We start from the raw sequence: 12,938 nt of genomic DNA, 5'->3' as shown, positions 1-12,938 counted from the left end.
ACGTCAGCCCACTGACAGCGCGGCCAGCCGAAGCGTGTTCGGATCGGTCACCACGTGCGCCTGCTCGACGCCCTTGAGCCACGGCTGAGCAACCATGAAATCGTTGACATCGGCGACGTTGAGCCAGCAGCCCGTCTTGACCGCTTCCTCCCCGGCCGTCGAGAAGTCTGCGTCTGTACCGGCGGGCAACCCCTTGGCCAGTGCATCGGTAACCGCCGGCGCCGAGCAGCCGAAGAAGTTCAGACCGCCGTCGGCATCCCAGGAGATGTGGCCCCAGGTGTAGGGCGACGGCGCGTCCGGCCACCCGAGATAGGTCATGATCTCCGGCGCGGACTGCCCGTCGCTGCCGACCCATCCGTAGATCTGCGAGGTGGGGTACGCCTGGACCTTGGCAGTCAGCCCGGCCGCGGCCAACTGAGTCTGAATCAGGTTGCTGATCAGCTGGTTGTCGGGATTGCTGGAGTCGTAGCCGATGGTGACGGTCTTCTGGTCGGCCGGCAGACCGGCCGCGATTCCGGTCAGCACGGACGGATCGTGCGACACCGCCTGCTTACCGAACTCGGCAGCCATCATGTTCGGCGGATAGATCTGTTCGGCCTTCTTTCCGCGGCCGAAGTAGGTCTGCTTCACCAATTCGTCGACATCGATGGCCTGCATGACGGCGTTGCGGTTCTTGACGTCGGTCATCATGCCTTTGCGCGGATTGATGTAGACGTAGTTCGACATCATGGTCGGCAGCGAATAATTCGCGAATGACTTGTTATCCAGGTAGGACTGCACCGCCGAGGACGGCAGGTCATGCAATATCGCCGCGAGCTGACCGTTGTTGAACTGCAACTGCTGTGCCGAGACGTCGGTGACGACCGGAAGCTCGACCTTCTCGAAGTACGGCTTGGTACCCCAGTAGTCGGGGTAGGCGGTCAGTTGGTATTTCGAGCCGACCTCGGCTGCGGTCAGCGTGTACGGGCCGGTGCCCAGATCGTGGGTGGTCAGGTACTGCTGAGCGTTATCGGTGCCGGCGTTCTTCGTCAGGCCTTGAGGGCTGAGCATCCGCGGGCCGTACGGGCAGGCCAGGTAGTCCAGGAACGCCGAGTTGGGTGCCTTCAGGGTGATGGTGACGCCGTAATCACCCTGTGTGGTGACCGAATCGACGTCGGTGACCATGTACGCGGGTCCTTGGTTCACCACCGCCCGCCTGTCGAAGGAGGCCTTGACGGCGGCGGAAGTGAACGGGGTGCCGTCGTGGAACTTGACGCCCTCGCGCAGCTTGAAGGTGAAGACCTTGTTGTCCGGCGAGGCGGTCCACTCCGTGGCCAGCAGCGGCTCCAGGACCGGCTTGTCGGTACCGCCCTTGTACTGCAGCAGGCCCTCGTAGGTGTTCGTGGTCAGCAGAAGGCCCTGTCCCGCGTAGTAGACGTCGGGGTCCGGCGGCTGGCCCGGGTCCTGCAGGAACGACAGGTGCAGCACCTTGTCAGTCGGCGCCGCGTTGGGAGTGCTGGTGCCACCCGAATTCGATCCGCCACAGGCGGTCACGGTGAGGGCTGCTGTCACGCCGATCGCGAGGAGCGTACGGAGTTTTTTCATCGGGTGGCTCCTTCGAGGATGGGTGCGCCGAGCCGCTCGAAGGCGGCGATGATCTCGTCACCGGTGCGCATCGCACCGGCTTGCAGGTATTCCATGGCGTCCAGTGCGGCATCGTGCCGGTACACCGACGACCCGCCGACGCAGTCCGTCACCACCCGGACGTAGTAGTCACGCTGGTGCGCGTCTGCGAAGGTGTAGTGCACACACACGTCGGTCAGCCCGCCGATCAGGATGAGCGTGTCCGCCTTCAGCCCGGAGAGCACAATGTCGAATTCCGTTCCGATGAAACCGGAATAGCGCCTCTTGACGATGTGGAACTCGTGGTTGGGACCATCGAGATTCGGCAACAGCCTCGGGTGCAGTGGGGTGCCCGCCCTTCCCTCCACGCAGTGCTCACCCTCGTTGCCGTCCAGCTCGCGACCGAAGTCGATGCCGCTGGGACGGTGCACCTCCTGGAAGAACACGATGGGGATACCCGCACCGCGGGCGGCGGCGATCATCCGCTCGGCCAATTCGATTCGGTCGTCGTAGCCGGGCATGTGTTCAATGCCCACTTCGTCGGCGGGCATGCCGCCGCTCTCTTGCATATCGACGACGACCAGAACGGGATTGCCCACGATCAGTGGCTGTTTCGGCACCTAACTTATCCTCCTGTTACTGCGATACGGGGGTCTGCGGCGGCCTGTAGAAGATCCACGGCCGTATTGATGAAGACGTAGAGGGCGCCGAGCATCAGCGTCACACCGGCGATCGCCGGGAAGTCGGCGACCGGGATGCTCTGGGCGATGTACTGGCCGATGCCCGGCCAGCCGAACACCTGCTCGACGACGAGCACACCGGAGAACATCAACCCGACCTGCAGACCGGTCATCGAGAGCGACGAGCCGATGCAGTTACGCAGCACATGCCGGGCCACGATCCGGCTCTCCGACAACCCTTTTGCGCGTGCGGTGCGGGCGTAGTCGCTGTCCATATCGGTGAGCAGACTCGAGCGCAGCACCCGGCCGATCGCCACGGCCGGACCGAGCGCGATGACCAGCGCCGGCAGGATCAGGTGGTGCAACGCGTCGGTGACGACGTCGAAGCGTCCACTGAGCAGCCCGTCGACGGTGAGCAATCCGGTGGGTCCGGTGGGCGGGTTGCTGATCCCGGTCCGGCCGTTGGCCGGCACCCAGCCCAGCTTCTGGTAGAAGACGATCAGGCCGAGGATGCCGAGCAGGAACATCGGCGCCGAGGATCCGGTGAACAGGATCGCCCGCAGCACAGCCGATCCCCGCCACTTGAGCGTGGTGCTGAAGGCCAGCAGCACGGCCAGCAGTAAGGCGATACCGAGGCCGTAGAGCGCCAGTTCCAGGGTGGCCGGGAAGAAGCTGCCGAGGTCGGACGCGACAGGGTGGCGGGTCCGGTAGGACATCCCGAGGTCACCGTGCACTGCCGCGGTGAGGTAGTGCCAGAACTGGGTGGAGATCGGGTCGTTGAGGCCGAGCGCTTCCCGACGGGCCGCCACCGCTGATGCCGAGGACTGCGCACCCATCTGGGCCTTGACCGGATCGAGCGGCGAAATATGTTGCAGCACAAACATCACTGCGGTCAGCGCAACCAGGATCGCCACCATGGCCGCCAGCCGGGAGGCTATGAAGGTTTTCATCGCAGGCCTCCTAGCTCGTCTTCATCAGGTTGCGCAGGCTGTCGCCGGCGATGTTTCCGATCAGGGCGAGGACCAGTACGCCCAAGCCCGGCATCACCGGAACCCACCACTGCTGCAGGAAGTAACTGAGATTGCGGGCGGCGTCGGCACCGAGCTCCGGGGCTGGGGCGGACTGGCCCAGTCCCAGGAACGAGAGCGCAGCCAGAGTCAGGATCAACGTCCCGAGGTCGAGGCTGGCTGCCACCAGCGCGTTGGGCACCGCCCCTGGCAGCAGGTGACGCAACGCGACCCGCAACGGTCCGACGCCGGCCAACCGGGCGGCCTCGACGTGCGGGCGCGCCGCCAACCGGACGATCTCACCGCGAACCAGCCTGGCGTAGAACGGCCACCAGACGATAGAGACAGCGATCAGGGTGTGCACGAAGCTGGGGCCCAGGGCGGCGACGACGGCGATCGCGAGAACCGGAGCGGGCAGCGACAGGAAGCCGTCGGTGATCCGCATCAGCGTCGAGTCCAGCCAGCCGCCGGTGGCCCCGGCGATCAGCCCGATCACACCGCCGATCAACAACCCGACCGCCACCACCACCAACGCCGCGAACCAACTCGACCGCACACCGAACAGCACCCTGCTCAAGATGTCTCGCCCGACGCTGTCGGTGCCGAGCAGGAAGCCGTCCTTGCCGGGAGCCTGCAGCGGCATGCCGACCGGCACCAGCGGGTTGTGCGGGGCGAGTACCGGAACCGCGACGGCGATCAGGGTGACCGCCAGAATCAGAGACACGCCAAGCCAATTCAGGATCGTCGCCCGGTCGGTAGGTAATGCCGCAAAACGCTTCTCGCGGCTGCGCAGCAGTGCGGGGGCGGGTAACGCGATGGCCATCAGCGCGCCTTCCGTTCGATGCAGGCGACCTGGTGCGGGCTGCCGGGAACGCCTTCCAGCCGTACGTCGAGTGCGATGTCGTTGCACGCGTCGATCGCGATCGGACATCTCGGGTGGAACGCACACCCCGTGGGCGGTGACAGCGGGCTGGCCGGCTCGCCGGACAAGACCCGGCAGTCGCGGCCCAGATCCGGGATCGCGTCAACCAGGGCCTGGGTGTAGGGGTGCGTCGGCCGACCGATGACGTCCTCGGCGGGGCCAATCTCGACGATGCGGCCCAGATACATCACCGCGATCCGGTCGGCCACCACGCGGGCTACCGACAGGTCGTGGGTCACGAACACCACCGACATGTCCAGTCCGCGACGCAGCTCGCCGATGAGGTTGAGCACCGATGCCGCCAGCGACACATCGAGCGCACTCGTCGGTTCGTCGCACAGCAGCACCTGTGGCGGGATCACTGTGGCCCGCGCCAGCGACACCCGCTGGCGCTGGCCTCCGGACAGCTGCGCGGCGCGGGACTTGACCACGTCCTGCGGCAGGCCGACCCGCTCGAGGACCTTCGCGACGGCGTCCTTGCGTTCGCCACGCGACATGTCCGTGCTGCGCAGTCGCTCACCGATCAGCTCGCCTACTGACAGCCACGGCGTCAGTGACGCACCGGCATCCTGAAAGACCATCTGGGGGCGCTGATTTCCGGCCAGCGCGACGTCACCGGTGGTGGGCGTGTCCAGCCCGGCGATCATCCGCAGCAGGGTCGATTTGCCTGATCCGCTCTCCCCCACCAGCGCCACCGATTCGCCATGCGTCACCGTCAGCGACACGCCGCGTAGCGCCTGCAGTTTGCTCTGCCTGGCACCTGAGCGGTCCAGCCAGCGGCGGCGAACGGTGAACGCCTTGGTGACGGCGCGGACGTCGACGGCCGGCGGCTGCCCGGTATCGACGTCGGCTTCAGCGGCGAACGCCTCGGTCTCGGCGGCCACCACAGCGGCCAGTTCGGCCCGCATCTGCTCGGGCGCAACGATGCAGGCGCTCACCCGATTGGTGGCGATGACGACCGGATCCGGCGGTGTGGCCGAACACTCCGCGCGGGCGAGCGCACATCGCGGTACGAACGCGCAGCCCGGCAGCGGAGCGGTCGCGCTGGGCACCTGCCCGGCCATCGCGGCCAGTGGCCGGTCGCGTGCGGTTTCCAAGGTGAGGCGCGACAGCAGCAAGCCGTGGGTATAGGGATGCGCAGGAGCGGCCAGAACGTCTGCGGTCGGCCCGATCTCGGCGATCCGCCCGGCATAGAGCACCGCGATGCGATCGGCGATCTGGGCGGCAACTCCGAGGTCGTGGGTGATCAGCACGATGCTGCAGCCGATCTCGGTACGCAGCCGCTGCAGCAGGGCCAGCACCTGGGCTTGCACCGTGACATCGAGTGCGGTGGTCGGCTCGTCGGCGATGATCAGCTCGGGGTTGCCTGCCACCGCGATCGCGATCATCACCCGCTGTCGCAGGCCGCCAGAGAGTTCGTGCGGATAGGCCCGCATCCGTCGCTCGGGCTCCGGAATACCAACGGCGGTCAGCAGTTTGAGTGCTTCCTCGCTGCTGCCTGCCGCCTCTTCGACCTGCTTTCCGATCCGCATGGTGGGGTTCAGTGACGTCATCGGGTCCTGGAACACGGCGCCGAGATCCAGCCGCCGGACCTTACGCAGTTGCTTGGCCCCACCGGTGAGCATGTCGGTTCCGCAGACCTGGACGTTGCCTACGGTCTTGGCGCGCCCGAGCAGCCCCAGCATGCTGAATCCGAGCACGCTCTTGCCCGAGCCCGATTCGCCGACCAGACCGACGATCTCGCCGGGTGCGATCTGCAGGGACACTCCACGCAGCGCGTGCACGTTCCTGCCGTTGCGGCGGAACGTGACGCACAGATCATCCACCGCCGCGACCACATCGCCGGCCGACGTCGTCGCCGCCGCGTCAGGTCGTAGCGCAACACTTGCGGCGCTCGCCATCGCAGAGTCTCCCGGGTAGTTCAGAAGTCAGAGGATGAGCTCACCGGTGAGCCATCAGCCTGTCGATTGACAGTTTTGCGGGCCGCTTGCCGCGATGGGTGTCGCTGGCGTAACCAAACCAGGACGGCGCGTAACCGATAGGTATCCCGCGTTTCTGTCGTGTGACAGAAAATCCCTGGGTCTGTCTTTTCGCAGGTGGTGTGGGCCACCATCGGACTCATGGAGACGACGCGGGCGGGTCGCCCGCGCTTGACCGAACGGCGCAGACCCGGCACGACGGCGCGAGAGGAGATCCTCGACGCCGCGGGGGAACTGTTCACCACCCGCGGCTACGCCAGCACATCCACCCGGGCGATCGCAGAAGCGGTCGGCATCCGGCAGGCCTCGCTCTATCACTATTTCAAGACCAAGGACGAGCTGCTGTCCGCGCTACTGCACCAGACCGTCACGCCGACCCTGACGTTCCTGTCCGCGCTGCAGCGCGCCGACCCGGAACCAGCGGCCGCGCAGTGCCTGCATGCCCTGGCCGCGTTCGACGGCGCCCAGCTACTGACCTCGCGCTGGAACCTGGGTGCGCTGTATCTACTTCCTGAGCTGCGCGAAGCCCGGCTGGCGACCTTCTGGACCGAGCGGGAGCGCCTGCGACTGGCCTACCTCGACCTCAGCCGATCCATCCTGACGACGACCGGCGTCGCCGACGACGCGGCGGACCTGCCGTTCCGCCTGGTCGAATCTCTGGTCAACATGTGGTCGCAGCCGCCGCAGCCCGACCACGCCACCCTTGCCGGCCATGTCGCCGACGCTTGCCTGCGGGTACTCGGCGTCATCGACGGCGCACTTCCCGCCCTTCGGACCAGTACCCACCACTACCTGGCGCACTTCGGGCCCGCGCGAGTAGGACATTTGTAGGATCGGGCCATGCCGCTGGCCGAAGGCGAGACATTCGCCGGCTATACGATCCTGCGATTGCTCGGCGCGGGAGGGATGGGCGAGGTCTACCTTGCCCAGCATCCGCGGCTGCCCCGCCACGACGCCCTCAAGGTGCTACCCGGCGCGGTCAGCAGTGATGACGAGTACCGCGCCCGGTTCGAACGCGAGGCCGATATCGCGGCCACGCTGTGGGACCCGCACATCGTCGGCGTCCACGACCGAGGCGAATTCGACGGGCAGCTGTGGATCGCGATGGATTACGTCGACGGCACCGACGCCGGCGACCTGCTGAACAGCTACCCCACCGGCCTGCCGCAGCGTGAAGTCCTCAATATCGTCACCGCGGTGGCCGAGGCGCTGGACTATGCACACCAGCGGCATCTGCTGCACCGCGATGTCAAGCCGGCAAACATCCTGGTCGCCAAGCAGGAATCCGGCGAAGAGCGAATTTTGTTGGCGGACTTCGGCATTGCCCGCTGGGACAATGACGCGAGCGGGCTCACCCAGACCAATATGACGGTCGGCACAGTGTCCTACGCCGCCCCAGAACAGCTGATGGGCCGCGACATGGACGGGCGGGCCGATCAATATGCCCTTGCCGCCACCGCCTATCACCTGCTGACCGGCAGGCCGCCGTTCCAGCACTCCAACCCCGCCGTCGTCATCAGCCAGCACCTGTCCGCGTTGCCGCCGAGCGTGGGCGAACACCGCCCCGAGCTCGCCAACCTCGACCCGGCGCTGCGCAAGGCTTTGTCCAAGGACCCCGCCGACCGCTTCGACCGGTGCGTAGATTTCGCCCGCGCTCTTGCCCACCACATCACCACACCGCTGTCCGGTGACGGCCTGACCGACACCGACGCCACCCGGCTGACTCCCATCACCGATGCCTCACCGATCGGCGACGCCGAACCAGCGGCCCGCAGGTCGCGGGTGCGATCGGCGATTCTGATCGCGGTGCTGGTCGTGCTGCTGATCGCGGTCGCGGTGGCATTCATCGCAGGCCGCGATCGCGGCGAGACCGTCGCTTCCGAAGACGTCCACACCACGACCACGACGCCGTCGACCAGCGCCCTCGTCGTCCCCCCGCCACCGCCACCACCGGCGCCCACGACAGCGCCGCCCACCACAGCGCCGACCGGCACCGACACCGTCACCGTGCAGCCGACACCCACCGCGGTGATCGGGTCGAACTGCACCGAGCCGGGCGCAACCGGCACCACTGCCGACGGGGCGACCGCCTACTGCACGCAGCTGCAATACACCGAGCGCTACCTGTGGTCGGTGCACCAGGACGTGATCCCGAACCCGGTGGTGACGTCGTCGCCGACGACGGTCCCGCCAACTGAGAACGAGTCCCCGGTCCGGATCTGCATGCAGGAAACCGGACACTCCCGGCTGCGCTGCGCCGCGGAGATCCTCCGCGGCAACGGCGGCTGACCTCGTCTTTCTTCTGCGCCCAAACCGGCAGACGGCCGTCAGTGAAACGTTCCGGCCACCTCGCGGCGATACACGTCGCAGCGGGCCGCGCACAGGCCCGCCTGCCGCATCTGCGCTATGTTCGACGCGGAGACACAGACGGAGGTTGGAGTGAACAGGCTCATCCTGGTGGCCGCCGGAGCGCTTGTTGCGGGTTCGGCAGCAGCCGCCCTCAGCATCGGGCCCAGCAACGCCGACCCCAACGCCGGCGGAACGATGAACATTCTCGGCGAGCCGTATTACAAGGCCGTCGCCATCCTGCACGCCCAAGGCATCCAGACTGTGTTCGGCGGTTCGGTCGGCAGCGACATCCCGCAGGCCCAATGCATCGTCCAGAGTCAGAAATACCTGGCCAGCGGCAAGATGTCGCTGATGCTGAACTGCACGAAGGCCGCTCAGCCCGAGGCTCCGCCGCCCAGCTCGGCCGGTACCGCCCCGGCCGGGCCCACGATTCCGTCTGACGGCGGCACCCGCCCGACACCGGGCGCCCCCGGCACAGTCACGGTGACGCCGACTCAGGTCGGCTGAGAGCCCCTCTCGGCTAGACTTCTCGGCAACAGACCGGGAGGTTCTGCCCATGCTGCGGCCACGCCGTTTCGACCATGAAATCGATCCCGGCCGGGTCCAGATCCAGGCCCGCAAGGTCGCGTTCGACGTCTCGCACGCGCCCTTGCACTGGATTCCAGGTCATCCCGTGGCCTCCAATGTGATCGGGTTGCTCAACGTCGTCCTTCCGGTGGCCGAGCGCTGGTTCGTCGCCACCTACAACGAGGCGCTGCCGCTGGTGAAAGACCCTCGGCTAGCCGAGGACATGCGAGGATTCATCGGCCAGGAAGCTACCCACGCCGACGTCCACGAGCGGGTTCTTCAGGACCTGATGGTCGCGCGCGGGGTCGACCCCGCGCCCATCCTGCGCCAGTTGGATTACGTCTTCGCCCAGGTCCTCTCGCCGATTCCGTCGACCGACCCGCGCCGCCGGCTCAACCACCTCTGCGACCGGCTGTGGCTGATCGCAGCCATCGAGCACTACACCGCCGTGCTGGGCGACTTCGCGCTCAACAGCCGCTGGGATGACTACGGCGCCGACCCCACGCTCGTCGACGTGTTCCGCTGGCACGGCAGTGAAGAGGTCGAGCACCGCAACGTCGCCCATGAGGTCGCGGTCTACTTCCACGACAGCTATCTGGACCGGATCCGCTCGATGGCGATGGCGGCGACGTTGATCGCCGGATTTTTCAACCGCGGCGCGTGGTATCTGTGCCGCACCGATCCCAGTCTGGACATGAGCTGGTGGCGGATGCAGCGACTGCGGGCCGACGACTCCAAGCGCGGCCTGTTGCCCATGTACCGCAAGCTCTTCGGCAGCGCGACACTGACCTATTTCCGGCCCAACTATTCGCCGGAGGACGTGGGCTCCACCGCCCAGGCGGTCGCCTATCTGGCCAGCTCGCCGGCTGCCCGCGCCGCGCACCTGTGATGCGGCTGCCTCGTTTGCGCACGGCGCCGCCCAGCGCGTCAGGACGCACCCGCCACGACGTTCCGCTCAGCCTCACGGATGCCGCCATCACGACGTTGTGGGCGATCAGCGGTGCGGTTCGCAGGCCGGCGGCTCCTGCAGACCGCGATCACACGCTCACGCTCCAGATCGTCGAGCGCCAGGTGGTCGCCCGCGATCAGAACGTCGTCGCCCTGACGCTGGCCGCACCGGACCGTCGGCCGCTGCCGCCCTGGCATCCTGGCGCGCATCTGGACATCCACTTGCCCAGCGGCCGGATCCGCCAGTACTCGCTGTGTGGCGATCCGGGGCTGCGCACCTGCTACCGGATCGCCGTGCGCCGCATCCCGGACGGCGGTGGCGGTTCGGTCGAGGTGCACGACGGCCTTGCCATCGGGACGAGCGTGACCAGCAGCGGCCCCCGCAACGCATTCCCGTTGACGGTGCCTGGTTACGGTTCGCCCGCGCAGCGGCTGCGGTTCATTGCCGGCGGCATCGGCATCACCCCAGTCCTGCCCATGCTCGGCCTGGCCGACCGGCTCGGTGTGGACTGGTCGATGATCTACGCCGGCCGCAGCCAGGAGTCGATCCCGTTCCTCGACGAGGTGCGCCGGTTCGGTTCGCGTATCCGGATCCGCACCGACGACGTGCACGGGGTGCCGACCGCCGAGGAGCTGCTGGGCGACTGCCCGGACGGGACAACCGTCTACACCTGCGGTCCCGCGCCGATGCTGACCGCGATCCGCTCGGAACTGGCCGGCCGTGACGACGTGGAGCTGCATTTCGAACGGTTCGCCGCCGCTCCGGTGGTCGACGGCACCGCTTTCACCGCGACGATAGCCTCGACCGGCGCGACCGTGACGGTCGGGCCGAACGAGACGCTGCTGTCTGCACTGCGGCGCGAGCTGGTGGCCGCCCCGTACTCCTGTCAGCAAGGCTTTTGCGGCACATGCCGCATTCTGGTAACCAATGGTGTTGTGCAGCACAGGGATACGCTTCTCACCGAGCCGGAACGTGCTGGCGGAATGATGCTGACCTGTGTGTCGCGCGCGCCTGACGGTGGCCACCTGGAATTGGATCTCTAGCCGCTATGGCACGTTCGCTTGGTCTTGCCCGCTGGGATCTGCTTCGGCCGCTGGACATGTTGTCCTCGGTGTGGCCGTCGACGGCCGTGAGCTCCGGGGCCGCAGTGGCGTATCGAACGCTGTTCATGACCGTGAGGCGGTTGGTGGTGGGCCGCACCATGACGGTGCGGCTCGACAACGGGGACATCACGTTGACTGTCACCGAATTCGATTCACGCCTGGATCTTCGCCGGCTCGCTGTCGGGCAGCTGAACGACGTCCGGCTTGCGGCCACCGATATTCGTTGGGACGAGCGGTATTTCGAGAGCGCAGCGGTGGTTCTGCACAACGTACATCTGCGCCCGGGGGTGCCTCCGGTATTGGTGGCCGCACCGGTCGAGGTAAGCATGGAAGTGTCGACGCACGCGCTCGACGAGGTCTTCGCCGAAGCTCTGCCCCGCCTGTCGGGCCAAGTGGACGACGACGGTGTGGCCCGGTTGCGCTGGGCTCGTCGCCCGGGGCTGGGCAGTGTCGAGGTCGAGGTGGAACTGGACGGCTCTACGCTGTGGCTGCATCCGCGTGCGGTGCGGACCCGGCGGCGCCGGTGGACGTTACCGGCCAAGACACCGGCCTATCCGGTGCGGTTACCGGAACTGGCCAGCGGCCTGACCCTGACGAGTCTCTCGTTCGAACCCGGCGCCCTCCACCTGACCGGAAGCCTGCCGGAGTGGCGCGCCGAAGTGCCCCGGGGTCGCGTCGAGGACGTCCTCATCCAGCTCAGCACCGTCGGGCTGCCGCTGAACCTCACCGGCAAGCCGCGCCGCAGTTGACCGGCGGCGTTCATAGCGGCGAACCGCGAACACGACCGCGACCGCCACCAGCCAGCCGAGCAGTATGTCGATGACATAGTGCTCGGCTGAATACACCAGCGCGAAGGCCATGATCGCGACATACCCGGCGAGCAGCGGCCGCCACGCCCGGCGCACCCGGCCCCAGAGGAACGCCGCGATCATCGCCGACAGGCCCGCATGCAGCGACGGAATGGCCGCCACCAGGTTGACACTGGCCTGGCCTTCGTCGAGCAATGCACGAGCCACGTCCAGGTGCAGTGTGCCGAAGCCGCGGGTGGAGATCCGTTCCACGAAGTCGTTGGCACCGGTGTGGTGGCTGCTGACTGGTCCGAGCAGCCCGCCGTCGGCCAGCGGAGCCGGCCTGAACATGCATGGAGGCTCGGGGGGACCGCCGGCGACCTCGGCCGGCTTGCACCGGGCGGCCGCCCACGGCGGGGCGGCGGGCAGCACCGCGTAGATGACCAGTGCGGTGAACGACAACGCGACGAAGCGACGGACGAACGCCTGCCATTCCTCCCGGTCGCGCAGCCACAACGCGCCTGCCACCACGTACGGGAGGATGAAAAACGACATGTAGACAGTGCTGATGACCACCTCCCACCAGGGCGGGGTGGGCATCTTGAGGTGCTCTTGGAGCCAGACCGTGGGCACTGCGCCGAACAGCGCGCGGTCCAACCCCGGCTGCCACAACCATTGGGTGGGTGTGCCGATCAGATGTGCTACTCCCCTGCTGAGGTCATAGACGATCAAGACCGCCGCGAACGGCAGCCAGTCCCAGACGATCAGCAACACCTTGCGCCGGCCGATGCTGGCGGCCAGCAGTCCGGTGCAGATGTAGGCCAGGATCAATTCGCGATTGAACGCCAAACCATTTGTGACAGTGAGGGATACGATCGCAACGGCCCAGATCGCGACTGCGGCGCGGCGGGCCAGCGTGAGCCGGCGGGTTCGGCGGTCCGAAGCCCCTGGCGAGTCGGCTACCTGCTCGATGTCGGTCGCGGTCATCGCAC

At 67.2% G+C, this 12,938-nt stretch carries 11 protein-coding genes and 1 pseudogene; 6 read left to right on the top strand and 6 right to left on the bottom strand.

The features are described 5' to 3' along the window. Nucleotides 1-3: 3 nt before the first annotated feature. Genes CG716_RS17320 through CG716_RS17300 form a run of 5 tightly spaced genes read right to left on the bottom strand, consistent with a single transcriptional unit; the run spans nt 4 to nt 6,112 of the window. The gene (locus CG716_RS17320; protein ID WP_094481768.1) at nt 4-1,584 is read right to left on the bottom strand and encodes an ABC transporter substrate-binding protein; all 1,581 of its coding nucleotides are present in this window, start codon (nt 1,582-1,584) and stop codon (nt 4-6) included. Further along, on the bottom strand, nt 1,581-2,222 hold the full coding sequence (locus tag CG716_RS17315; protein ID WP_094481766.1) for a cysteine hydrolase family protein: 642 nt from the start codon (nt 2,220-2,222) through the stop codon (nt 1,581-1,583). Before CG716_RS17315 ends, CG716_RS17320 begins: the two co-directional genes overlap by 4 nt. A gap of 5 nt (nt 2,223-2,227) precedes the next feature. Then, nucleotides 2,228-3,232 (bottom strand): ABC transporter permease, encoded by a 1,005-nt coding sequence (locus CG716_RS17310; protein ID WP_094481764.1) that lies wholly within the window; start codon nt 3,230-3,232, stop codon nt 2,228-2,230. A gap of 10 nt (nt 3,233-3,242) precedes the next feature. After that, nucleotides 3,243-4,112: an ABC transporter permease gene (locus CG716_RS17305; protein ID WP_094481762.1), complete on the bottom strand. Its 870-nt coding sequence runs from the start codon at nt 4,110-4,112 to the stop codon at nt 3,243-3,245. Further along, nucleotides 4,112-6,112 carry a dipeptide ABC transporter ATP-binding protein gene (locus tag CG716_RS17300; protein ID WP_094481760.1) on the bottom strand — a complete coding sequence of 667 codons (2,001 nt, stop codon included), beginning with the start codon at nt 6,110-6,112 and terminating at the stop codon, nt 4,112-4,114. Before CG716_RS17300 ends, CG716_RS17305 begins: the two co-directional genes overlap by 1 nt. A gap of 219 nt (nt 6,113-6,331) precedes the next feature. Between CG716_RS17300 and CG716_RS17295 the strand changes: the two genes are divergently transcribed. The 6 genes from CG716_RS17295 (at nt 6,332) to CG716_RS31240 (ending at nt 11,907) form a co-directional block, all read left to right on the top strand. Then, nucleotides 6,332-7,021 carry a TetR/AcrR family transcriptional regulator gene (locus CG716_RS17295; protein ID WP_094481822.1) on the top strand — a complete coding sequence of 230 codons (690 nt, stop codon included), beginning with the start codon at nt 6,332-6,334 and terminating at the stop codon, nt 7,019-7,021. Between the two features lie 9 nt (nt 7,022-7,030). Next, a complete protein-coding gene (locus CG716_RS17290; RefSeq protein WP_094481758.1) occupies nt 7,031-8,479 on the top strand; it encodes a serine/threonine-protein kinase in 1,449 nt (482 codons plus the stop codon). A gap of 150 nt (nt 8,480-8,629) precedes the next feature. Continuing rightward, nucleotides 8,630-9,046: a hypothetical protein gene (locus tag CG716_RS17285; RefSeq protein ID WP_094481756.1), complete on the top strand. Its 417-nt coding sequence runs from the start codon at nt 8,630-8,632 to the stop codon at nt 9,044-9,046. Between the two features lie 49 nt (nt 9,047-9,095). Beyond that, nucleotides 9,096-9,995 carry a metal-dependent hydrolase gene (locus CG716_RS17280; RefSeq protein ID WP_094481754.1) on the top strand — a complete coding sequence of 300 codons (900 nt, stop codon included), beginning with the start codon at nt 9,096-9,098 and terminating at the stop codon, nt 9,993-9,995. Then, nucleotides 9,995-11,098, top strand: a complete 1,104-nt coding sequence (locus CG716_RS17275; RefSeq protein WP_094481752.1) for a PDR/VanB family oxidoreductase — start codon at nt 9,995-9,997, stop codon at nt 11,096-11,098. The genes CG716_RS17280 and CG716_RS17275 overlap by 1 nt, the downstream gene beginning before the upstream one ends. A gap of 5 nt (nt 11,099-11,103) precedes the next feature. Beyond that, entirely contained in the window at nt 11,104-11,907 is an 804-nt protein-coding gene (locus CG716_RS31240; RefSeq protein WP_308210446.1) for a hypothetical protein, read from the top strand. On the opposite strand, the pseudogene CG716_RS17265 reads toward CG716_RS31240, so the two are convergent. After that, nucleotides 11,830-12,933 (bottom strand): annotated as a pseudogene (locus CG716_RS17265) (phosphatase PAP2 family protein); the annotation flags it as partial. The gene CG716_RS31240 and the pseudogene CG716_RS17265 sit on opposite strands and share 78 nt — an antisense overlap. Nucleotides 12,934-12,938: the final 5 nt, after the last annotated feature.

Origin of the sequence: Mycolicibacterium sphagni (assembly GCF_002250655.1) — a bacterium.
Classification (GTDB): domain Bacteria; phylum Actinomycetota; class Actinomycetes; order Mycobacteriales; family Mycobacteriaceae; genus Mycobacterium; species Mycobacterium sphagni.
This window is presented reverse-complemented; position numbering and strand designations above follow the sequence as displayed.

Bases quoted from the DNA above. Each gene is read 5' to 3' on its own strand.
- CG716_RS17275 (WP_094481752.1), top strand. From the start codon at position 9,995: ATGCGGCTGCCTCGTTTGCGCACGGCGCCGCCCAGCGCGTCAGGACGC.
- CG716_RS17300 (WP_094481760.1), bottom strand. From the start codon at position 6,112: ATGGCGAGCGCCGCAAGTGTTGCGCTACGACCTGACGCGGCGGCGACG.
- CG716_RS17290 (WP_094481758.1), top strand. From the start codon at position 7,031: ATGCCGCTGGCCGAAGGCGAGACATTCGCCGGCTATACGATCCTGCGA.
- CG716_RS17295 (WP_094481822.1), top strand. From the start codon at position 6,332: ATGGAGACGACGCGGGCGGGTCGCCCGCGCTTGACCGAACGGCGCAGA.
- CG716_RS17320 (WP_094481768.1), bottom strand. From the start codon at position 1,584: ATGAAAAAACTCCGTACGCTCCTCGCGATCGGCGTGACAGCAGCCCTC.
- CG716_RS17310 (WP_094481764.1), bottom strand. From the start codon at position 3,232: ATGAAAACCTTCATAGCCTCCCGGCTGGCGGCCATGGTGGCGATCCTG.
- CG716_RS31240 (WP_308210446.1), top strand. From the start codon at position 11,104: ATGGCACGTTCGCTTGGTCTTGCCCGCTGGGATCTGCTTCGGCCGCTG.
- CG716_RS17280 (WP_094481754.1), top strand. From the start codon at position 9,096: ATGCTGCGGCCACGCCGTTTCGACCATGAAATCGATCCCGGCCGGGTC.
- CG716_RS17305 (WP_094481762.1), bottom strand. From the start codon at position 4,112: ATGGCCATCGCGTTACCCGCCCCCGCACTGCTGCGCAGCCGCGAGAAG.